This is a genomic window from Variovorax sp. GW821-FHT10B04 (assembly GCF_059415645.1).
In genome coordinates this window covers 25134-45749 of record NZ_JBWKNQ010000004.1, presented here as the reverse complement: position 1 = coordinate 45749, position 20616 = coordinate 25134, and the positions used below count along the sequence as shown (strand labels likewise).

19 protein-coding genes are annotated in these 20616 nt (G+C 69.0%); 14 read left to right on the top strand and 5 right to left on the bottom strand.

Annotation, left to right across the window (positions count from 1 at the left end):
- Window positions 1-47: 47 nt before the first annotated feature.
- Window positions 48-1571, bottom strand: coding sequence for an acyl-CoA synthetase (locus AC07PZ_RS11500; protein ID WP_495295217.1), 1524 nt, complete (start codon window positions 1569-1571; stop codon window positions 48-50).
- Window positions 1572-1775: 204 nt separating this feature from the next.
- Between AC07PZ_RS11500 and AC07PZ_RS11495 the strand changes: the two genes are divergently transcribed.
- Both AC07PZ_RS11495 and AC07PZ_RS11490 read left to right on the top strand, forming a co-directional pair.
- On the top strand, window positions 1776-2924 hold the full coding sequence (locus tag AC07PZ_RS11495; RefSeq protein WP_495295216.1) for an acyl-CoA dehydrogenase family protein: 1149 nt from the start codon (window positions 1776-1778) through the stop codon (window positions 2922-2924).
- 268 nt (window positions 2925-3192) lie between these two features.
- Window positions 3193-5628 carry a PAS domain-containing hybrid sensor histidine kinase/response regulator family protein gene (locus AC07PZ_RS11490; protein ID WP_495295215.1) on the top strand — a complete coding sequence of 812 codons (2436 nt, stop codon included), beginning with the start codon at window positions 3193-3195 and terminating at the stop codon, window positions 5626-5628.
- 39 nt (window positions 5629-5667) lie between these two features.
- On the opposite strand, the gene AC07PZ_RS11485 is transcribed toward AC07PZ_RS11490, so the two are convergent.
- A complete protein-coding gene (locus tag AC07PZ_RS11485) occupies window positions 5668-7245 on the bottom strand; it encodes an MFS transporter (protein ID WP_495295214.1) in 1578 nt (525 codons plus the stop codon).
- Window positions 7242-8450 carry an aspartate transaminase gene (locus AC07PZ_RS11480; RefSeq protein WP_495295213.1) on the bottom strand — a complete coding sequence of 403 codons (1209 nt, stop codon included), beginning with the start codon at window positions 8448-8450 and terminating at the stop codon, window positions 7242-7244. The genes AC07PZ_RS11485 and AC07PZ_RS11480 overlap by 4 nt, the downstream gene beginning before the upstream one ends.
- A 182-nt stretch (window positions 8451-8632) precedes the next feature.
- On the opposite strand from AC07PZ_RS11480, the gene nac reads away from it, so the two are divergent.
- The 12 genes from nac to AC07PZ_RS11420 all read left to right on the top strand — a co-directional run bounded on the left by nac (window position 8633) and on the right by AC07PZ_RS11420 (window position 18460).
- A complete protein-coding gene (nac, locus tag AC07PZ_RS11475; RefSeq protein WP_495295212.1) occupies window positions 8633-9592 on the top strand; it encodes a nitrogen assimilation transcriptional regulator NAC in 960 nt (319 codons plus the stop codon).
- A gap of 67 nt (window positions 9593-9659) precedes the next feature.
- A complete protein-coding gene (locus tag AC07PZ_RS11470) occupies window positions 9660-10121 on the top strand; it encodes an acetyl-CoA carboxylase biotin carboxyl carrier protein (protein ID WP_495295211.1) in 462 nt (153 codons plus the stop codon).
- Window positions 10122-10134: 13 nt separating this feature from the next.
- Window positions 10135-11499: an acetyl-CoA carboxylase biotin carboxylase subunit gene (gene accC, locus AC07PZ_RS11465; protein ID WP_495295210.1), complete on the top strand. Its 1365-nt coding sequence runs from the start codon at window positions 10135-10137 to the stop codon at window positions 11497-11499.
- The gene (gene pxpB / locus AC07PZ_RS11460; RefSeq protein WP_495295209.1) at window positions 11496-12176 is read left to right on the top strand and encodes a 5-oxoprolinase subunit PxpB; all 681 of its coding nucleotides are present in this window, start codon (window positions 11496-11498) and stop codon (window positions 12174-12176) included. Before accC ends, pxpB begins: the two co-directional genes overlap by 4 nt.
- Window positions 12173-13153, top strand: a complete 981-nt coding sequence (locus AC07PZ_RS11455; RefSeq protein ID WP_495295208.1) for a 5-oxoprolinase subunit C family protein — start codon at window positions 12173-12175, stop codon at window positions 13151-13153. The genes pxpB and AC07PZ_RS11455 overlap by 4 nt, the downstream gene beginning before the upstream one ends.
- Window positions 13154-13157: 4 nt before the next feature.
- Window positions 13158-13601: an acetyl-CoA carboxylase biotin carboxyl carrier protein gene (locus AC07PZ_RS11450; RefSeq protein WP_495295207.1), complete on the top strand. Its 444-nt coding sequence runs from the start codon at window positions 13158-13160 to the stop codon at window positions 13599-13601.
- A 21-nt stretch (window positions 13602-13622) separates the two neighbouring features.
- On the top strand, window positions 13623-14396 hold the full coding sequence (locus tag AC07PZ_RS11445) for a LamB/YcsF family protein (RefSeq protein ID WP_495295206.1): 774 nt from the start codon (window positions 13623-13625) through the stop codon (window positions 14394-14396).
- Between the two features lie 160 nt (window positions 14397-14556).
- Entirely contained in the window at window positions 14557-15309 is a 753-nt protein-coding gene (locus tag AC07PZ_RS11440) for an SDR family oxidoreductase (RefSeq protein WP_495295205.1), read from the top strand.
- A 43-nt stretch (window positions 15310-15352) separates the two neighbouring features.
- Window positions 15353-16054, top strand: coding sequence for an amino acid ABC transporter permease (locus tag AC07PZ_RS11435; RefSeq protein WP_495295204.1), 702 nt, complete (start codon window positions 15353-15355; stop codon window positions 16052-16054).
- A 3-nt stretch (window positions 16055-16057) separates the two neighbouring features.
- Window positions 16058-16816: an amino acid ABC transporter permease gene (locus tag AC07PZ_RS11430; RefSeq protein WP_495295203.1), complete on the top strand. Its 759-nt coding sequence runs from the start codon at window positions 16058-16060 to the stop codon at window positions 16814-16816.
- A 13-nt stretch (window positions 16817-16829) separates the two neighbouring features.
- Complete coding sequence (locus AC07PZ_RS11425) at window positions 16830-17564, top strand: amino acid ABC transporter ATP-binding protein (RefSeq protein ID WP_495295202.1); 735 nt, start codon at window positions 16830-16832, stop codon at window positions 17562-17564.
- Between the two features lie 53 nt (window positions 17565-17617).
- Window positions 17618-18460 carry an ABC transporter substrate-binding protein gene (locus tag AC07PZ_RS11420; protein ID WP_495295201.1) on the top strand — a complete coding sequence of 281 codons (843 nt, stop codon included), beginning with the start codon at window positions 17618-17620 and terminating at the stop codon, window positions 18458-18460.
- A gap of 41 nt (window positions 18461-18501) precedes the next feature.
- On the opposite strand, the gene AC07PZ_RS11415 is transcribed toward AC07PZ_RS11420, so the two are convergent.
- Window positions 18502-19059 (bottom strand): pseudouridine synthase, encoded by a 558-nt coding sequence (locus tag AC07PZ_RS11415; RefSeq protein ID WP_495295200.1) that lies wholly within the window; start codon window positions 19057-19059, stop codon window positions 18502-18504.
- Between the two features lie 2 nt (window positions 19060-19061).
- Entirely contained in the window at window positions 19062-20516 is a 1455-nt protein-coding gene (locus tag AC07PZ_RS11410; RefSeq protein WP_495295199.1) for a short-chain fatty acyl-CoA regulator family protein, read from the bottom strand.
- Between the last annotated feature and the right edge of the window lie 100 nt (window positions 20517-20616).

Below are 20616 nucleotides of genomic sequence, written 5' to 3'. Positions count from 1 at the left end.
CCGAAGCCCTGCACCCGGCTCGTCCGGCCACACTCGGCCACACCCGGCTACACCCAGTAGCGCTTGCGCACCTCACCCTTCAGCAGTTTGCCGGTCGGCGTGCGTGGCAGCGCGTCCACGAAGTCGACCGACTTGGGTGCCTTGTAGGAAGCCAGCCGGCTCTTGGTGAAATCGATGATCTCCCTGGCGAGCTCGGCGCTGGGCGCGATGCCGGCAGCCAGCGTGACCACGGCCTTGACCTGTTCGCCCATCTCCGCATCCGGCACGCCGATGACCGCGATGTCCGAGATGGCGGGATGCAGCGCCAGCGCGTTCTCGACCTCCTGCGGGTAGATGTTCACGCCGCCCGAGATGATCATGAAGGCCTTGCGGTCGGTCAGGAACAGGAAGCCGTCGGCGTCGACATGGCCGATGTCGCCGACGGCCGTCCAGGTCGGGTGATGCGGGTGCTGGGTGGCGCGGGTCTTCTCGGGATCGCCGTGGTACTGGAAGGGCATCGCGTCGCGCTCGAAGTACACGACGCCGTCCGCGCCGGTCGCCAGCTCGTCGCCGCCTTCGTCGCAGATGTGGATCACGCCCAGCGCCGCGCGGCCGACCGAGCCCGGCTTGCGCAGCCAGTCTTCCGGCCGGATCACCGTCATGCCGTTGAGTTCGGTGCACGAGTAGTACTCGTACAGCACCGGCCCCCACCAGTCGATCATCTGGCGCTTCACGTCGACCGGGCAGGGCGCGGCCGCATGGATGGCGACCTGCATGCTGCTGACGTCGTAGCGCGCGCGCACCTCGGGGTCGAGCTTGAGCATGCGCACGAACATCGTCGGCACCCACTGGCTGACGGTGGCCTTGTACCGGTCGATGTGGGCGAGCGCCGTCTCGGCGTCGAACTTGTCCATCACGACCGCCGTGCCGCCGAGCGCCTGGACCGACGCGCAGGTGCGCAGCGGCGCCGCGTGATAGAGCGGTGCGGGCGAGAGATAGACCGTGTCCTTCGAACAGCCGAAGTTGCCGCTGAACATCGCGACCATGGTGTCGCCGGGCTCCGAGACTTCGCGGTTGGGCAGAGGCGGCCGAACGCCCTTGGGCCGGCCGGTGGTGCCCGACGAATACAGCATGTCGCCACCGCGCGGCTCATGGGCCGGCCGCTCGGCGGATGCCGAGGCGATCAGCGCCTCCATCGACTCGAAGCCCGGGACGTCCGCCGCAAAGGCCACCCGGCAGCGCAGCGTGTCGGGCAGCTCCAGCGTGCAGTTCGCGCCGAGCTTGCCCATGAAGAGGGCCTTGGCGCCGGAGTTGGCGAGGATGTAGCTGATCTCGTCGGGACGCAGGTGGTAGTTGATCGCCGTCAGGTACAGCCCGGCGCGCTGGGTGGCCCAGTACACGTCGAAGATGCGCGCGTCGTTGTCCGACACCAGCGCGACGACGTCGCCGCGCTCGAAGCCTTGCGCGCGCAGCCAGTTGGCAAGGCGCAGCGAGCGGTCTTCCAGCTCGGCGAAGCTGACCTGCTGGCCGGTGGCGGCCATGATGAGCGCCGGCTTGTCGGGGGTGGTGAGAGCGTGGGTGCCAGGGAACATGACGGAAGGATGTTGCAGTTGAACCCGCGGATGGTCGGTCAGCGCGTCGCGCTTGCATATCGTCTTTCTGGACGGTTTCTGCGCGCCGCCGGTGCGTCGCGCACGCACACGGCGCGGAAAGCAGCGATCGTCCGTTCCGACGATGCACAAGCCCGTGCCGGGCCGGCAAACTCGCCTGGAATTCTCGCGTCGGAAAGGAAAGACATGCCCATCGACTTCAGCCGCTCCTGGAACAACGAAGACCTCGCCCTGTACCGGGACAACGTGGTGCGTTTCGTGGAGTCGGAAATGCTCCCGCACGACGCGGCGGCACGGGAGCGCGGCCATGTCGGCCATGACCTGTGGCGCAAGGCCGGTTCGCTGGGCCTGCTCTGCACCGACATCCCGGAGGAATACGGCGGCGGCGGCGGCGACTTCCGCCATGAGGCCGTCATCCACGAAGAGATGGCGTCTCGTGCCCTGACCGGCATGAACAGCGGCGTGCACAGCATCGTGGCCCACTATTTCCTCAACCACGGCACCGAGGCGCAGAAGCGGAACTACCTGCCCCGCATGGCGCGGGGAGAGCTGGTCGGCGCGATCGCCATGACGGAACCGGGCACCGGCTCCGATCTCCAGGCGGTGCGCACGCGTGCGGTCAGGAAGGGCGACAGCTACGTCATCGACGGTTCCAAGACCTTCATCAGCAACGGATTCCTGGCGGGCGTGGTGCTGGTCGTGGTCAAGACCGATCCGGGCCAAGGTGCGCGCGGCACGTCGATCCTCGTCGTCGAGACGGAGAACTGCCAGGGCTTCCGCATGGGCCGCGTGCTCGACAAGATCGGCCTGAAGGCGCAGGACACCTCCGAGCTCTTCTTCGACGGCGTCGAGGTGCCGGCGCATGCGCTGCTCGGCGGCGCCGAAGGGCAGGGGTTCTTCCAGCTGATGGGCGATCTCCCTTACGAGCGGCTCATCATCGGCGTGACGGCACTGGCCGCCATGGAGGGCGCCTACCGGGCCACGCTCGACTACGTGCGCGAGCGCAAGGCCTTCGGCAAGCCCATCGGCGAGTTCCAGAACACGAAGTTCAAGCTGGCCGAGATTGCCGCGCAGATCAAGGTGGGGCGCGCCTTCATCGACCGGTGCATCGAAGACATCGTCGCCGGCAAGCTCGATACCGTCACCGCTTCCATGGCGAAGCTCTGGGCGTCCGATGCCCAGGGCCGCGTGATCGACGAATGCCTCCAGCTGTTCGGCGGCTACGGCTACATGACCGAGTACATGGTGGCTCGGATGTACGTGGACGCCCGGATCCAGCGCATCTATGGCGGCACGAACGAGATCATGAAGGAAGTGATCTCCCGGGCGCTGTAGCGCCGTTGCGATCGGCGGCGACCGCCGCTGCCGGACACAGGCGCGTCCCGGTGCGGGACACGCGCTCGTGGTTCGAAAACGTCCCCTGCGGCCCACTAAGATGCCACCCTCGCGGGGCATGCCGCCTGAGACGTTACAAACCACGATTTTTTCCTATGTGCCTCGGCATTTCCTGCACCCACCCGACAACGCGCGGCGCCCTTCCGATCCGGGGCATGCGACCGTGAGCGGACGCCGGTCGTCCGCCTTTCAATCCGGCGGTGGTGCGATGGGCGCCCGGATGCGGGCCTTCGACTGGGCCGCGACCGACGTCGGCCCGATCGACACCTGGCCGCATGCGCTGAAGATCTCCGTCGACAACATGCTGTCGTCGGACTTCCCCGCCTGCATCTTCTGGGGCGCGGACTTCATCGCGATCTACAACGACGGCTACCGGGCGATGCTCGGCGACAAGCCCGAAGCGCTCGGCCAGCCGATGCGGGTCACCTGGAGCGAAGCCTGGAACGACCTGCGACCCATCGCCGAGAAGGCCATGGAGGGCGAATCGACCTTCATCGAGGACTTCCGGGTTCGCGTCGATCGCCGCGGGTTCATGGAAGACGCCTTCTTCACGTTCTGCTACAGCCCGCTGTACGACGAGCATGGCGACGTCCTCGGCATTCTCGACACCGTCGTGGAGACCACCGGCAAGGTGCAGACCGAGCGCAAGCTGCAGACCGAACGCAAGCGGCAGAACCACCTCCTGCAGCAGATGCCCGGCTTCGTCGCGTTGCTGTCGGGGCCTGCGCATGTCTACACCTACGTCAACGACGCCTACGTGGACATCTCGGGGCCGCGCGACTTCATCGGACGCACGGTCCGCGAGGTCTTCCCGGAACTGGTGGATCAGGGGATCTACGAACTCCTGGACGGCGTGTACGCCACGGGCGAGGCGGTGCATGCGAAGGCACGGCCACTGAAACTGCAAAGCCATGACGGGCTGCGCTACATCGACTTTCTCTACGAGCCCATCCGGGACGACGAGGGCCAGGTGCTCGGCATCTTCGTCGGCGGCTACGACATCACCGAGCATGTCCGGGCGAAGTCGGATCTCGCCGCCAGCGAAGCGCGCCTGCAGGAGCTGGCCGCGTCGCTGGAGCAACTGGTGGACGAGCGGACCCGCGCGCTGCAGGACTCCGAGGACTTCACGCGGCTTGCGCTCGGTGCGACCGGCGGCGTGGGCGTGTGGTCGTACCTGGTGGTCGTCGACAAGTTCTATTGCGACGCGGCGATCTCCGAGCTGTACGGCCTCGATGCGAAGACGGCCGCCAACGGCATTTCACGGCTCGAGTTCCTGGCCAACGTGCACCCGGAAGACATGCCCCGCCTGAAGCAGACGATGTCCGGCGGCCTGCAGACCGAAGGCCCGCTCGAACTCGAATACCGCATCTGCCATCCCGACGGCTCCGTTCGTGCCGTGCTGTCGCGCGGCCATACCTACTTCGACGATGCGGGCTACGCGGTGCGGCGCACCGGCGTGGGCATCGACATGACGCGCCAGCGCCAGCTCGAGGAGCAACTGAGGCAGTCGCAGAAGATGGAAGCGCTGGGCCTGCTGACCGGCGGCATCGCCCACGACTTCAACAACATGCTCCAGGGCATCGTGATGCCGCTGCAGCTGATCCGCAAGCGGCTGGCCTCGCGCAAGTACGACGGGATGGAGCGCTATATCGATGCCGGGCTCGACTCGGCGCGGCGTGCCGCCGCGATCACGCAGCGGCTGCTGGCCTTCTCGCGCCGCCAGCCGCTCGTCAACCGCAGCATCTCGGTCGCGGCGGCGCTGCGGGGCCTGGAGGAGATCCTGCGCAATGCCGTCGGCGAGAACGTCAAGCTGGTCATCGACGAAACGCAGGATGTCTGGGACGTGCTGACCGACCCGCACCAGTTCGACAGCGCGGTGCTCAATCTCACCATCAATGCGCGCGACGCCATGCCGGACGGCGGCACGTTGACCATCGCGGTCACCAACGTGAGCCTGACGGCACGGGACGCCGCGCGGGTGCCGGGCCTCGCGGCGGGCGACTATGTGCGCATCGCGGTGCGCGACACCGGGGTGGGCATGTCGGCCGCCGTGATGGCGCAGGCCTTCGAGCCGTTCTTCACGACCAAGCCCATCGGGCAAGGTACCGGGCTCGGCCTTTCGATGATCTATGGCTATGCCCGCCAGTCGCAGGGCACCGTGGTCCTCGAAAGCGTGGAGGGCATCGGCACGGCCGTGAATCTCTACCTGCCGCGCGCCATGGTGCCTTTGATGCCGCACAGCGTGGCGCAGCCCGACGCGCCGGTGCCGGGCACATCGCCGCGCAGGATCCTGGTGGTCGAGGACGACGAGGTCGTCCGGCACATGGCGGTCGAACTGCTTCGCGACCAGGGCTACGAGGTCCTGGAGGCGAACGACGGCATCCAGGGCATGGCCGTGCTCGAACATGCGGTGGAGATCGACCTGCTGCTCTCCGACGTCGGCCTGCCGGGCCCGAACGGCAGGCAGCTCGCGGATTTCGCCATGGCGCGCCTTCCCGACATCCGCGTGATCCTGATGACCGGCTACGCGGCGCACGTCGCGACCGACGCGACACTGGTGGAAGGCAACGTCGAGTTGATGGTCAAGCCCTTCGATGCCGATGCCTTGCTGCGCATGGTGAGCGACATGCTCGGCCGTCACTGAAGATCGGCGCGCAGCTTCGCCTGCCGACGGCGCTTCGGCTCAGCGCGGCGGCGATGCCGAAGCGCGCCGATGCAGGTCGACCGGCGGCAATCGCCGCAATGCCCATAGCGCCAGCGCCATCAGGACCGCGGCGAGGGCGATGCCGACGTCGATCGCGTGCGCCAGCGCGGCGCGGGCGCCTTCCAGCAATGCGGCTGCGTCGTGCCCGCCCGCCGCGAGCTGGCGCAGGGCGGCGCTGCGGCCCGTGGCGTCCAGCAGCAGGCGCGGGTCCGCGAAGGCCGCCGCGCTCTCGGGCGCCGCCGCGAACACCTGGGCCACGCCGTGCCGGTACAGCATCGTCACCAGCGATCCGACCAGCGCGGTGCCCAGCAGTCCACCCACCAGGCGCAGCGACTGCAGCAGTGCGGTGGCGATGCCCAGGTGCGCGCGGTCGGCCAGCGTCTGCGTGAACAGCGTCAGGTTCATGAAGACGAAGCCGAAGCCCAGCCCGCCAGTGAACATCAGGGCCAGCAGCACGCCGAAGGACGCGCCGCGGCCGGCCATCGGCAAGCCGATGCAGGTCAGCAGCAGCAGCGCGAAGCCCAGCAGCGGCAGGCGATTCGGATTGCGCAGCCTGGCCACGACACGGCCGTTGACGATCGCACCCAGCGTGATGCACAGCACCAGCGGCGTGATCAGCAGGCCGGCGTCCTGCGGCGAGAAACCGTAGGCGCCCTGGAACAGCAGCGGCAGGTAGAACAGCAGCACGAACATCGCCGCGCCGGCCAGCACCGACAGGGCGAACAGGACGCGCAGCCCCGCGTCGTGGAACAGCGCGGGCGGCAGCAGCGGCTCTGGCGTGCGGCGCTCCCACCACCACAGGCCGGCAAAGGCTGCCGCCGCGACCGTGCCGACGGCGATGCTGGCGGCCACCGCATCGCCTGCCGGCAGCCATTCGACGAAGAGCTGCAATCCGCCGAGCGCCAGCGCGATCAGCAGGGCACCGACCCAGTCGAGCCCGCCGCGCGCGGACCGCGCCGGCTTGAAGTGCGGCAGGTAGCGCCAGACGAAGACGATGGCGAGCGCGCCGAGCGGCAGGTTCAGATAGAACACCGATCGCCAGCCGAAGTACTGCGTGAGGAAGCCGCCCAGGGTCGGCCCCGCTGCATTGACCACGCTGAACGCGGCGGACAGCAGCATCTGCCAGCGCAGCCGCTGGTGGGTGTCGGGGAACAGCTCGGGCACGCAGGCGAAGGCGGTGCCGATCAGGATGCCGCCGCCCACGCCCTGCGCGGCGCGGCCGATCACCAGCCACAGCATGGTCGGCGCGAGCGCACACAGCAGCGAGGCCAGCGTGAACACCACGCCGGCCACCAGCACGAAGGGCTTGCGGCCGTGGTAGTCGCCAAGGCGTCCGAAGATCGGGATGGTCACGACCGAGGCCAGCAGGTAGCCGGTCGCAACCCAGGCATAGAGCTCGAAGCCGTGCAGGTCGGCCACGATGCTCGGCAGCGCATTGCCGATCACGGTCTGGTCGAGCGCGGACAGCATCAGCACCAGCGAGATGCCGAGCATCGCCAGCAGCGATTCGCGAAAGCTCCGCGGTGCGGCAGCGCTGGCGACGGCCGTGGCGCTCACTGCAACTGCGCGACCGCGCGCGCGATCCGGTCGCAGCCCTGTTCGAGGATGTCCAGCGTCGTCGCGATCGAGAGGCGGAAGTAGGGCGCCAGCCCGTAGGCGGTGCCTGCGACCACGGCGACGCCCTGGCTCTCCAGCAGGTACATCACCACGTCGCCGTCGGTCTCGAGCACCTTGCCGTCCGGTGTGCGCTTGCCGAGCAGGCCGCCGCAATGGATGTAGAGATAGAACGCGCCATCGGGCGCCAGGCAGCTCAGGCCGGGAATGGCGTTGATGCGTGCCAGCGTGCGGTCGCGCCGCTGGCGGTACACGGCCACGCTCTCGGCGACGAAGGACTGGTCGCCCTTCAGTGCGGCGGCGGCTGCGGCCTGGCTGATCGAGCAGCAGTTGCCGGTCGACTGCGACAGCATGGTGTCGAGCGCCTGGATCAGGTCGCGCGGACCGGCCACGTAGCCGATGCGCCAGCCCGTCATCGCGTAGGTCTTGGACACGCCGTTGATCGCGAGCGTGCGTTCGCGCAGCTGCGGCGCCACGCCGAGCAGGTGCACGCGTTCGGCGTCGTCGTAGCGGATGTGCTCGTAGATGTCGTCGGTCATCACCATCACCTGCGGATGGCGCATCAGCACGTCGGCCAGTGCGCGGTAGTCGTCGGCGGTGTAGCAGGCGCCGGTCGGGTTGCTCGGCGAATTGATGATGAGCCAGCGTGTCCGCGGCGTGATCGCCGCCTCGAGCTGCGCGGGCGTGAGCTTGAAGCCCTGTGATTCCGGGCAGGGCAGCGACACCGGCACGCCGTCGCAGGCCAGCACCATGTCGGGGTACGACACCCAGTACGGCGCCGGGATCAGCACCTCGTCGCCCGGCTCCAGGGTGACGGCCAGCGCGTTGTAGATCGCGCTCTTGGCGCCGCTGGTGGCGATCACCTCGTTCATCGCGTAGCTCAGGCCGTTCTCGCGCTGGAGCTTGGCGACGATCGCCTCGCGCAGTTCCACGGTGCCGGCCATCAGGGTGTAGCGCGTCGCGCCCTTGTCCATGGCGGCGGCGGCGGCCTGGCGGATGTGGGCGGGCGTGTCGAAGTCGGGCTCGCCGACCACGAGATTGACGATCGACTGGCCCTGGCGGCGCAGTTCGTTGGCGCGGTCGGCGGCCGAGGTGCTGGGCGAAGGCTTGATGCGCTGCACGCGGGCAGCGAGGCGGGAGGAGGTCACGTGCGGTTCCTGTGGTCCTGTGGAGAAGGTGCGAAGGCAGGCCGCAAAGGTATGCGCAGCCGCCCGATCGGCCAAGACGACTTCGGTCTGGTTCTATAGGCAAGACTTATGGTGCGGGGCTGCCGGCCGCGGGCGGCACGCTTTTGGTGCAATTGCTGGCTTGGCTTTTGCACTGGGAGAGCGTGAATCTCCGCCGCCTCAAATACTTCGTGAAGATCGTGGACATCGGCAGCCTGACGCAGGCCGCCGAGGTGCTCTTCATCGCCCAGCCGGCACTGAGCCAGCAGCTCGCCACGCTCGAGGGCGAGGTGCGGCAGCAGTTGCTGGTGCGCACCAAGCGCGGCGTGACGCCGACCGAGGCCGGCAAGGTGCTGTACCGCCATGCGCAGATCATCCTGCGCCAGTGCGAGCAGGCGCAGAGCGACATGGACGCGGCCGGGCGCGGGCTCTCGGGCCAGGTGTCGATCGGGCTGGCGCCGGGCACGGCGGCGGCGATGCTGGCGATGCCGCTGCTGCGCACGGTGCGCGCCCGCCACCCCGGCGTGCTGCTCTACCTCAACGAAAGCTACGGCACCACGCTGAGCGAGCTGATCATGAACGGCCGCATGGACATGGCCGTGCTCTACGGCAACAAGAACATCCATGGCCTGACCTTCCTGCCGCTGCTGAGCGAGGAGCTCTACCTGGTCGGCCCGGCGAGCCTGCCCAGGCCCGGCGAGTCGGTGCGGCTCGCCGACCTGCGTTCGACCGAGCTCTTCCTGCCGCGCCCCTACAACATCGTGCGCAAGCTGGTGAACGAGGCCTTCCAGCGCGCAGGCCTGGGCGCGCCGAACGTGGTGGCAGAGATCGAGTCGGCCATCACGCTGACCGCGGTGGTCGGCGACGGCCTGGGCGCGACCATCCTGCCGGCATCGATGGCGCGCGAGATGGTCGGCTCCAGCAATGCCTGGCAGAGCCGGATCGTCGAGCCGACGGTCGAGGCGCCGCTGGCGTTGTGCCAATCCGACCATCTGCCGCTCTCGGAGCCGGCCCAGGCGGTCAAGGAGATCCTGCTGGAACTGGTCGGCGACCTGCTGGGGGACGGCAGCGACAAGGCCGCAGCGCCGGCACCCGCCATGCAGGGCGCGCCGGCCGCGTCATAAGGCCGCCTTATCGCGGCACAGCCATTCCGTCTTGGCGTGTTGGGCGTGCGCTCGGTAACTTCGGGGCATGGATCAGCAGCTCATCAAGTCACTCATCGACGCCATGGCGTCGTCGGACCTGTCCGAACTCGAGTTCAGCCAGGACGGCTGGACCTTGCGGCTGGCCCGCGGCAGCGCATTGCCGGCGCCGGCACCTGCGCCCGCATCTCCGGCCGCGCCGGCGCCCGTTGCCACCCGTGCGGCGCCCGGCGCACCGGCCGCCGCCGAAGCGCCACCGGCCGCGCCGGACGCCGTGCCGCGCACGCTGGACGCGCCGCTCTACGGCGTGCTGCACCTGCGTCCGTCGCCGGGCGAGCCGCCCTTCGTCGAAGCCGGACAGCCGGTGCGCGCCGGCCAGACGCTGTGCGTGATCGAGGCGATGAAGGTCTTCAACGAGGTGCAGGCCACGCACGACGCCGTCGTTCAGGCGGTGCTCGCGGCCTCGGGGCAGGAGGTCGAAGCCGGCCAGCCCCTGTTCCGCTTCGCCTGAGCCCGGAGCGCACATGTTCGACAAGGTGCTCATCGCCAATCGCGGCGAAATCGCATTGCGCATCCAGCGCGCCTGCCGAGGCCTGGGCCTGCGGACGGTGGCGGTGTATTCGGAAGCCGACCGCGACGCCATCCACGTGCGGCAGGCCGACGAGGCGCTGTGCATCGGGCCGGCATCGCCGGCGCGCAGTTACCTCGACCAGGCGGCGATCCTGTTCGCGGCCGAAGTCTCCGGCGCGCAGGCCATCCATCCGGGCTACGGCTTCCTGTCCGAGAACGCCGGCTTCGCGGCACGCATCGAGGCGGCCGGGTTGCACTTCATCGGTCCGAGCGCCGCCTGCATCCGCGTGATGGGCGACAAGGTCTCGGCCAAGCGCGCGATGCGGCTCGCGGGCGTGCCCTGCGTGCCCGGCCCGGACGCGTCGCTGCCGGAAGACGGCGCCGCGATCCGGGCGATCGCGCGCGACATCGGCTACCCGGTCATCGTCAAGGCCGCGGGCGGCGGCGGTGGGCGCGGCATGCGCGTGGTGCAGCGCGAGGACGAATTGCTCGACGCGATGGCGCTGACGCGCGAGGAGGCGCGGCGCGCCTTCGGCAATGCGGAGGTCTACATCGAGAAGTTCCTCGGCCATCCGCGCCACGTCGAGATCCAGATGCTGTGCGATGCGCATGGCAATGCGCTGTGGCTCGGCAGCCGCGACTGCTCGCTGCAGCGCCGCCACCAGAAGGTGATGGAAGAGGCGCCCGCGCCCGGCATCGACCCGGCGCTGATCGCGCGCGTCGGCGAGCGCTGTGCCGAGGCCTGCCGCCAGATCGGCTACTGCGGCGTCGGCACCTTCGAGTTCCTCTACGAGAACGGCGAGTTCTTCTTCATCGAGATGAACACGCGGCTGCAGGTCGAACATCCGGTGACCGAGATGACCAGCGGCATCGACATCGTGCAGCAGCAGATCCGCGTGGCGCGCGGCGAGCGGCTGACGCTGGCGCAGGCCGATGTCGGCTGCCATGGCCATGCGCTCGAATGCCGCATCAACGCGGAGAACCCCGAGAGCTTCGCGCCGTCGCCCGGCCGCGTCACGCAATGGCAGGTGCCCGGCGGCTTCGGCGTGCGCGTCGACTCGCACGTGAGCGTCGGCTACGTGGTGCCGCCGTATTACGACTCGATGATCGCCAAGCTCATCGTGCATGGCGCGACGCGTGCGGACGCGCTGGCGCGCATGCGGCTCGCGCTGGCCGAAATGCAGGTCGGCGGCATCGCGACCAACGTGCCGCTGCACCGGGCGATCCTCGAGGACGAGGGCTTCACCGAAGGCGGCGTCGACATCCATCACCTGGAGCGCTGGCTCCGGCAGCGCGCGCTGCAGCGGGAGGCCGCATGAATCCGATCCCATCGACCGACCGGGCATTGGTCACGCCCCTGGGCACCACCGCGTTGCTGTTCGAGGCGCCGGGCGATCTTTCGCTGGCGGCCCAGCAGCGCATCTGGGCGCTGTCGCGCAGCGTGGCGCAGTGGCCGTGCGTGCGCGAATCGGTGCCGGGCATGAACAACCTGATGGTCACGCTGACCGACCCGCCGCCGCGCCGGGCCGAATGGCTGGCGCTGCAGTCGCAGTTGCTCGACGCCTGGGATGCGTCCGAACCGCTGCCGCTCGAAGGCCGCGTGGTCGAACTGCCCGTGGTCTATGGCGGCGAAGGCGGACCGCACATGGCGGACGTGGTCGCGCACACCGGCCTGAGCGTCGAGCAGGTGGTCGAGCTGCACAGCGCGCCGCTCTATCCGGTGTACGCGCTGGGCAGCCACCCCGGCTACTGCTACCTGGGCGGCATGGACCCGCGCATCGCGACGCCGCGGCGCCAGGTGCCGGTGCTCAGCGTGCCGGGCGGCTCGGTGTCGATCGGCGGCGTGCAGACCGGCGTGTCGGCCTCGGCCGGGCCGAGCGGCTGGCACACCATCGGCCGCACTGCGATGGAATTCTTCGACCCGCGGCGCGATCCGCCCGCGGTGCTGCAGGCGGGCGACCAGATCCGCTTCCGTGTCCAGGGCATCGTCCGATGATCGAAATCCTCTCCAGCGCCGCATTGGCCACCGTGCAGGACCAGGGCCGCCTCGGCAGCCTGCGCCATGGCGTCGGCACCTCCGGCGCGATGGACCGGCTCGCGCTCGCCGCCGGCAACCTGCTGCTCGGCAACGACGCCAACGCGGCCGCGATCGAGATACCCGTGTTCCCGTTTCAGGTCCGCTTCACGCAGGACTGCGCCTTTGCGCTGACCGGTGCGGACTGCGACGCGCGCCTGGGCGACCGGCCCCTCGCGCCCTGGTGGGCTGCGCAGGCCCGGCAGGGCGATGTGCTGAGCCTGGGCCTGCCGGCTGCGCGCAGCGGCAGCAGGGCCTACCTGGCGCTGGCCGGCGGTGTCGCCGTCGCCGAGGTGCTGGGTTCGCGCAGCACGCAATTGCGCGGTGCCTTCGGCGGCCTCGAGGGCCGGGCGTTGCGGCGCGGCGATCGGCTCGACGCCGCGGCGCCGGGCATCGGCCTGCACCGCGATGTCGGACTGGTACCGCCCGCATTGGCGCTTCCACTGAGCGTCGACGGCTGCGCCGCGGTGCGCGTGCTGCCGGCCGCCGAATACCTGCGCTACCGCGAATCGTCGCGCGCGGCCTTCTGGGCCGGCGAATGGAAGATCACCGCGCAGAGCGATCGCTACGGCTATCGCCTGGCCGGCGAAGCGCTCGTGCCGATCGCGCCGATGGAGATGCGATCGCACGGCATCGTGCCCGGCGTGATCCAGGTGCCGCCCGGCGGCCAGCCGATCGTGCAGATGCGCGACGCCCAGCCCTCCGGCGGCTACCCGAAGTTCGGCACCGTGATCGAGGCCGACCTCTGGCGCCTCGGCCAGGCACCGATCGGCAGCCGCATCCGCTTCATCGAGACCACCTACGAAGAGGCCGCTGCCGCCCATGCCGAGGCACAGGCCTGGCTGGCCGAATGCGAACGGTTGCTGTCGCTGAACCACCTGGCCCTGCCGAGGAACTGAGCCCATGCAATCCATCGACATCACGCAGCTGGCCGACTGGCTGGCCGATACCGACATCGACCTGTTGACGCTCGACGCGCCGATGGGGCACCTGCGCCTGAAGCGCGGCGGCGGCGTTGCAGAGACGCCCGTCGAAGCGGGGCCGCGTGTCGGCGCGGGCGCGCATGCCGCGCCATCCGAAGCCGCTGAAGCTGCCGGTGGCATCGTCGTCAGGGCTTCATCGGTCGGTGTGTTCCTGGACGCGCATCCGCTGCGGGCGGCACCCTTCGTGCGGGCGGGCGGGCCGGTCGTACAGGACCAGCTCGTCGGCCTGCTGAAGATCGGCGCACTGCTGCTGCCCGTGCGGGCGCCATGCGCCGGAACGGCCGACGCGCCGGCCGTGGTCACCGGCGCGACCGTGGGCTACGGCACGCCCTTGCTCGTCATCCGCCCGCATGCGGCGCCTTGACATCCGGAAGAAGAAACGACCATGGACATCGACCTGAATGCCGACCTCGGCGAGGGCTTCGGCCCCTGGCGCATGGGTGAGGACGAAGCCCTGCTCGAGGTGATCTCGTCCGCCAACGTCGCCTGCGGATTCCATGCCGGCGACCCCGTGATCATGGACCGCACCGTGCGGCTGGCACTGCAGCGCGGCGTCGACGTCGGTGCGCACGTCGGCTTTCCCGACCTGATGGGCTTCGGCCGCCGGCCGATGCAGATCGACATCGGCGAACTCGCGAGCTACGTGACCTATCAGCTCGCCGCGCTGGCCGGCATGGCGCGCGCCGCCGGCCACCGCATGACGCACATGAGCTTTCATGGCGCGCTCGGCAACATGACCGCGGCCGACCCGGCGCTGGCCGAGCCGCTGGTCGCGGCCGTGGCGCGCTTCGATCCGTCGCTGATCGTCAGCACCTCGGTCAGCGCGGCGATCGAAGGCGCGGCGGCCCGCAACGGGCTGCGCACGGCCATCACTTTCCTGGCCGACCGCGCCTGCGGCGACGACGGCCTGCTGGTGCCACGCAAGCTGCCCGATGCGGTGATCCACGACAAGGCGCAGGTCCTGGCGCGCGTGCGCCAGTTGCTGACCGACGGCACGGTCACCAGCTACCAGGGCAAGCGGCTGCCGATGCGCGTCAACTCGATCCTGCTGCATGGCGACACGCCGGGCGCGCTCGACCTGGCGCGCGCGGTGCGCGACGACATCGCCGCCGCGGGCGGCCGCGTGGTGCCGATCTCGCGGCAGCTGGTCGGCCCATGAGCGACCGCATGCAGTGCATCGGCACGCCTCTGGTGCGCACGGATCGAGGCATAAGGTCGACTTATCGCCACACAGCCAATCCGTCTTGGCGCTCCGAAGGGGCGCTCGACAGAATCCATTCCACATCGCGCCAGGCGCACTGAATTCCAAGGACCCGAACATGCCTTTCTCCGACTACAAGACCGCGCTGGTGACCGGTGCCTCCTCCGGCATCGGCGCCGCCACGGTCGAGCGCCTCTGCAAGGAAGGCGTGCAGGTGCATGCGCTGGCCCGCAGCGCCGACGCGCTGGCCGCGCTGGCCGAACGCACCGGCTGCATCCCGCATGCGATGGACGTGACCGATCTCGCCGGCGTGACCCGGCTCACGCAGGAAGTCGCCTTCGACGTGCTGGTCAACAACGCGGGCGTGGACCGCCCCGGTTCGCTGCTCAAGGCCGACGCGGACGGCATCGACCTGCTGATCGACGTCAACCTGCGCGCCGTTCTGCAGCTGTGCCGCCTGGTGCTGCCGGGCATGGTGGCGCGAGACCGCGGGCATGTGGTCAACATCAGCTCGATCGCCGGGCATTACCACTTCGGCGGCAACACGACCTACCACGCCACCAAGGCGGCGGTCCACATGCTGTCGCGGCAGCTGCGCATCGATGCCAGCGGCAAGCGCGTGCGCGTCACCGAGATCTGCCCGGGCCGCATCGCGACCGACATCTTCGCCCACGTGCATGGCGACTCCGAAGAGACGCACAAGCGCTTCGTCGAAGGCTTCGAACTGCCGCAGGCGGTCGACGTGGCCGACGCGATCGCCTTCGCCATCGCCGCACCGATCGCGGTCAACGTCGGGCTCATCGAACTCATGCCGACGCTGCAGGTGCCCGGCGGCCTGACGACCCTGCGCCCGGAATCGGCGCTGGCCTGACGCGCCGCAGCGACGCGCCCACCGAAAGCGACGAAAGCACCGCATGAAGGACTTCGACCTCCTGGCGATCCTGCTGAAGCCCGAGTTCACCGAGATGCTGCTGAAGGGCATCGCGACGACGTTGCGGATCGCCGCGGGTTCCTGGCTGCTCGCGATGGTGCTGGCGCTGCTGCTGCTGACGATCCGCCTGACCACCAACCGCCTGGCGGAGCGCTTCGTCGCCGCCTATGTGTCCTACCACCGCAACGTGCCGACGCTGGTGCAACTGATGCTCTGGTACTTCGGCATCGGCAACCTGCTGCCGGCCGACTTCCAGGGCTGGCTGTCGGAACACCACGGCGAGTCGGTGTTCGCGGTGATCTCGCTCGGCCTGTGCCAGGCGGCCTTCTTCAGCGAGGACCTGCGCTCGGGCATGCGCTCGATTCCGGCGGGCCAGACCGAAGCGGCGCGCGCACTGGGCCATGGCTACGTCGGCTCGATGCGCCATGTGATCCTGCCGCAGGCGGTGCGCAATGCGGTGCCGGCGCTGGTCAACCACACGGTGTCGCTCTTCAAGAACAGCAGCCTGGCGATGGCCATCGGCGTGGCCGAGCTGACCTACACCGTGCGCGAGATCGAGAGCCAGAGCTTCCGCACCTTCGAGGCCTACCTGGTGGCCACGCTGCTCTACCTGGGTTTCTCGCTGCTGCTCATGGCGCTGGGCGCCGTGCTGGCGCGGCGCTACAGCATCGCCGTCGCGAGGTAAGCCATGTTCGACATCCTCACCATCCTGCGCGACAACTGGCTGCTGCTGCTGGTCGGCCAGTATCCCAACGGCCCGCTCGGCGGCATCGTGTGCACGCTGCTGCTGTCGGTGCTCGGCATCGTGCTGGCCTTCCCGCTCAGCGTGCTGCTGGCGCTGGCCCGGCTGTCGCCCTGGCGGGCGCTGCGCTGGCCCACCACGGCCCTGGTCTACGTGACGCGCGGCGTGCCGCTGCTGATGATCATCCTGTGGGTGTACTTCCTGCTGCCGCTGCTCATCGGCCACAACGTGTCGGGCCTGCTGACGATGCTGTGCACGCTGGTGCTGTACGAGGCGGCCTACCTGTCGGAGGTGGTGCGCGCGGGCATCCTGTCGCTGCCCAAGGGGCAGATGGAGGCCGCACGGGCGCTCGGCCACAGCCATCTCGGCGCGATGTGGACCGTGGTGCTGCCGCAGGCGCTCTACAACATGCTGCCGAGCATGCTGAGCCAGTTCGTCTCCACCATCCAGGAGACCACGCTGGGCTACGTGATCAACGTGCCGGAGCTGACCTTCGCCGCCAACCAGATCAACAACCAGCTGCTGACGAAGCCGTTCCAGGTCTTCTTCATCCTGGCGCTCGTCTATTACGTCGTCTGCTTCAGCCTGACCGAACTGACGCGCTGGTTCGAGCGCCGCATCGCGGCACGCCGGGCCGGCCAGATCGGCGGGCTCGCGCCGGCGACGCCGGAGCCGTCCGCCCGGCTCGTCCCTGTCGACCACTGATGGAGTCCATCCCATGATCCTGTTCAACAACATCAACAAGTGGTACGGCGACTACCAGGCGCTGACCAACGTCAACGCCGAAGTGAAGAAGGGCGAGGTTGTGGTGCTCTGCGGCCCGTCGGGCTCGGGCAAGTCGACGCTGATCCGCACGGTGAACCGGCTGGAGGAGGTCAGGTCGGGCCAGCTGCTGTTCGACGGCCACGACATCCATGCGCCGATGAGCAGTGTGGAACTCAACCGGCTGCGCAGCCGCATCGGCTTCGTGTTCCAGAGCTTCAACCTGTTCCCGCACCTGTCGGTGCTCGACAACATCGTGCTGTCGCCGGTGCGCGTGCTGGGCGTGAAGCGCAGCGAGGCCAAGGCCCGCGCGATGGCGCTGCTCGAGCGGGTCGGCCTGCCGCACAAGGCGAATGCCTTCCCGGCGCAGCTCTCCGGCGGCCAGCAGCAGCGCGTGGCGATCGCCCGTGCGCTCGCGATGGAGCCGCCGGCCATGCTGTTCGACGAACCCACCAGCGCACTCGACCCCGAGATGGTTGGCGAGGTGCTGCAGGTGATGCGCGGCCTGGCCGACGACGGCATGACCATGATGTGCGTGACCCACGAGATGGGCTTCGCGCGCGAGGTGGCCGATCGCGTCTGGTTCATGGACGCCGGCCAGATCCTCGAGATGGCCGAGCCCGACACCTTTTTCAACAGTCCGCAGCATCCGCGCGCGCAGCGCTTCCTGTCGGACCTGCGCGCGCACTGAATCCACCGTCGTCTTCGTCTTCACCGCCTTCACTTTTTCTTCAGGAGTTCACCATGTCGATCTCGATTTCACCGCTTCGCCTGACGGCTGTCGCCGGCCTGCTGGCGCTTTCCATGGGCGCCCATGCCGACCAGTGGCAGGACATCAGCCAGCGCAAGGAACTCAAGTGCGGCACCTTCGCCGACGTGCCGCCCTTCGCCGCACCCGATCCCAAGACGCGCGAGATGGTCGGCTTCGACGTCGACCTGTGCAATGCGCTGGCCAGGCAGCTCGGCGTCGCGGCAAAGGTCACGCCGCTGTCGGTCGAGGCGCGCGTGCCCGAGGTGAAGCTCGGCCGTGTCGACGTGACCGTGGCCAACCTGGCCTACACCAAGAGCCGCGGCGAGCAGATCCAGTTCAGCGATCCGTACTACGTGGCCAAGGAGATGCTGGCCGTGAAGGCGTCCGACCCGGGCACCACCAAGGCCGACTTCAAGGGCAAGCGGTTGAGCTCGACCAAGGGCTCGACGTCGGAGCTGTCGATCAAGATGAACGGCTCCGACCCGGTGACCTTCCAGGACACGGGCTCGGCCTACATGGCGGTGCAGCAGAACAAGTCGGTCGGCATGGTCGCCAACACCATGACCATTACCAAGCTGGTCAATCAGTCGAAGACCGAAGGCACCGCGCTCAAGATGATCGCCGACCCGATGGTCCTGCAGCCGATCGGCATCGGCATGAAGAAGGACGAGCCGGTGCTGCTGGCCAAGGTCAACGCCGCACTGCTGGCGCTGGACAAGGCCGGCGAGATCGACAAGCTCTGGGCCAAGTGGCTCGGCCCGAACACCGAGTACAAGCTCACGCGCGACGAGAAGGTGACGCCGCTGTCCGAGTTGAAGTTCGAACTGCTGCCCTGATCGGCGTCGGCAATGGCATCGGCGTCGGCATCGGCATCGGCTTAAGGCCCGGCGTCCAGCCAGGTGCCGGTCGGCAGGCCGGACAGCGTGTACGGCCCGATGGCGGCGCGGATGAGCCGCAGGGTGGGATGCCCCACGGCTGCCGTCATGCGCCGCACCTGCCGGTTGCGGCCTTCATGGATCGTCAGCTCCAGCCAGGCGGTCGGAATGGTCTGGCGGACCCGGATCGGCGGCTCCCGGTCCCACACGGACGGCGGCTGCGGCAGCAGCAGGGCCTTGGCGGGCAGGGTGACGCCGTCGTTGAGCATCACGCCTTGCCGCAAGGCCGCCAGGGCCGCTTCGTCGGGCACGCCTTCGACCTGCGCCCAATAGGTCTTCGCCATCTTGAAACGCGGGTCGGCAATGCGGGCCTGCAGCGCGCCGTCATTGGTGAGCAGCAACAGCCCTTCGCTGTCGGCGTCGAGCCGGCCCGCGGCATAGACGTGCGGCACGTCGATGAATTCCTTCAGCCCCCGCCAGCGGCCTTCGGGCTGGAACTGGCTCAGCACGCCGTAGGGTTTGTTGAAGCGGATCAGTCGGGACGAAGTGGATGTTTGCATGTTCACGGCCGGCCCTGCATTGTCGCCGCCGGGGCCGGGCCGCCCGCAGGGTAGGGCGCGAAGCGGCTCTCGTTCTCGCTGACGTCCAGCGGACGCCCCACGAACGGGAAGGCGCGCTGCGGGCAGCCCGCGCGCTCGCACACCTTGCAGCCCATGCCGATCGGCGTGGCGATCCCGGGGTCGTCGAGGTCCATCCCGCGCGAATAGACCAGCCGCGGCGCATGGCGGACGTCGCAGCCCAGCGCGACCGAGAAGTCCTTGCCCGGTGCGCCGTAGCCGCCCTGGCCCGCCGAGACCGTGCGCGCAATCCACAGGTAGCTGCGGCCATCGGGCATGCATGCGAGCTGCGTCAGGATCTTTCCCGGCTGCGAGAACGCCTCGTAGACGTTCCACAGCGGACAGGTTCCGCCCGTCTTCGAGAAATGGAAGTGCGTGGCCGACTGCCGCTTCGAGATGTTGCCGGCGCGGTCCACCCGGACGAAGAAGAAAGGCACGCCCGGTGCGCCCGGCCGTTGCAGCGTGCTCAGCCGATGGCAGATGGTCTCGAAGCCCACGCCGAAGCGGCGCGACAGCCGGTCGATGTCGTAGCGCAAGGTCTCGGCGGCTTTCAGGAAGGGCGCGTAAGGCAGCAGCAGCGCGCCCGCGAAGTAGTTGGCCAGCCCGATGCGCGCCAGCGTGCGTGCCTGCGGCTCCTGGCGGAGGTCGGAGGTGTCGACCAGCGCGTCCAGCAGCGGCGAATACGACAGGAAGGCCAGCTGCGTGGCCAGCTGGAACGCGACCTGCCCCGCGTCCAGCGACGCCGACAGGCGCAGGACCTTGCTGCCGGGGTCGTAGCTGCGCTGGCGGGTATCGACCTCCTCGTGCGATCGGACGACGTGGATGCCATGCTGCGCGGCCAGTTGCCGTGCCAGCCAGTCGGTCAGCGGACCGCCGTCGGCGCTCGCCCGGGCCGCGAGCGACTCGGCGGTACGGTCCACGTCGTCGAAGTGGTTCTGGTGCGAGAAGAAGAAATCGCGCACCCGCTCGAAGGCCATCGGCCGCGAAGGCGCGAGCTCGGCGCGGCCGTCGCCCAGCTGGAGCGCCAGCGCTTCCAGCCGCTGGCCGGCGTCCAGGTTGCGGCGGTGCAGCGCCAGCAGCGCACGGCCGACGGCGGGCATCTGCGAGGCGATCTCGCGCAGTTCGGGCAGGGCGATGGCCTCGCCGCCCGGGTTGTCCGCCAGCGCCTCCTGCATGCCTGCAACGAGGCGCGCTTCTTCGTCCTCCGAGAACTGCTGGACATCCACGCCGAGCGCCTTGCTGACCTTGAGCAGCACGGCGACCGTGAGCGGGCGCTGGTTCTGCTCCAGCTGGTTCAGGTAACTCGGCGACAGGCCCAGCGTCTGCGCCATCGCGATCTGCGACAGGCCGCGCTCGCCGCGCAGCTTGCGCAGGCGAACGCCCATGAAGGTCTTCTTCATGGGCGTGCCGACGCCACTGCGCAGTCCGGGTGATTTGCAGAATTCGCAAATTCGAGGGTTTGGGTTCGCAAGATTTCGCCCTTTCAGTCCTTCATCGATA

Coding starts and splice junctions, on each gene's coding strand:
- AC07PZ_RS11500 (WP_495295217.1), bottom strand. CDS start 1,571: ATGTTCCCTGGCACCCACGCTCTCACCACCCCCGACAAGCCGGCGCTC.
- AC07PZ_RS11495 (WP_495295216.1), top strand. CDS start 1,776: ATGCCCATCGACTTCAGCCGCTCCTGGAACAACGAAGACCTCGCCCTG.
- AC07PZ_RS11490 (WP_495295215.1), top strand. CDS start 3,193: ATGGGCGCCCGGATGCGGGCCTTCGACTGGGCCGCGACCGACGTCGGC.
- AC07PZ_RS11470 (WP_495295211.1), top strand. CDS start 9,660: ATGGATCAGCAGCTCATCAAGTCACTCATCGACGCCATGGCGTCGTCG.
- accC (WP_495295210.1), top strand. CDS start 10,135: ATGTTCGACAAGGTGCTCATCGCCAATCGCGGCGAAATCGCATTGCGC.
- pxpB (WP_495295209.1), top strand. CDS start 11,496: ATGAATCCGATCCCATCGACCGACCGGGCATTGGTCACGCCCCTGGGC.
- AC07PZ_RS11455 (WP_495295208.1), top strand. CDS start 12,173: ATGATCGAAATCCTCTCCAGCGCCGCATTGGCCACCGTGCAGGACCAG.
- AC07PZ_RS11450 (WP_495295207.1), top strand. CDS start 13,158: ATGCAATCCATCGACATCACGCAGCTGGCCGACTGGCTGGCCGATACC.
- AC07PZ_RS11445 (WP_495295206.1), top strand. CDS start 13,623: ATGGACATCGACCTGAATGCCGACCTCGGCGAGGGCTTCGGCCCCTGG.
- AC07PZ_RS11440 (WP_495295205.1), top strand. CDS start 14,557: ATGCCTTTCTCCGACTACAAGACCGCGCTGGTGACCGGTGCCTCCTCC.
- AC07PZ_RS11435 (WP_495295204.1), top strand. CDS start 15,353: ATGAAGGACTTCGACCTCCTGGCGATCCTGCTGAAGCCCGAGTTCACC.
- AC07PZ_RS11430 (WP_495295203.1), top strand. CDS start 16,058: ATGTTCGACATCCTCACCATCCTGCGCGACAACTGGCTGCTGCTGCTG.
- AC07PZ_RS11425 (WP_495295202.1), top strand. CDS start 16,830: ATGATCCTGTTCAACAACATCAACAAGTGGTACGGCGACTACCAGGCG.
- AC07PZ_RS11420 (WP_495295201.1), top strand. CDS start 17,618: ATGTCGATCTCGATTTCACCGCTTCGCCTGACGGCTGTCGCCGGCCTG.
- AC07PZ_RS11415 (WP_495295200.1), bottom strand. CDS start 19,059: ATGCAAACATCCACTTCGTCCCGACTGATCCGCTTCAACAAACCCTAC.
- AC07PZ_RS11410 (WP_495295199.1), bottom strand. CDS start 20,516: ATGAAGAAGACCTTCATGGGCGTTCGCCTGCGCAAGCTGCGCGGCGAG.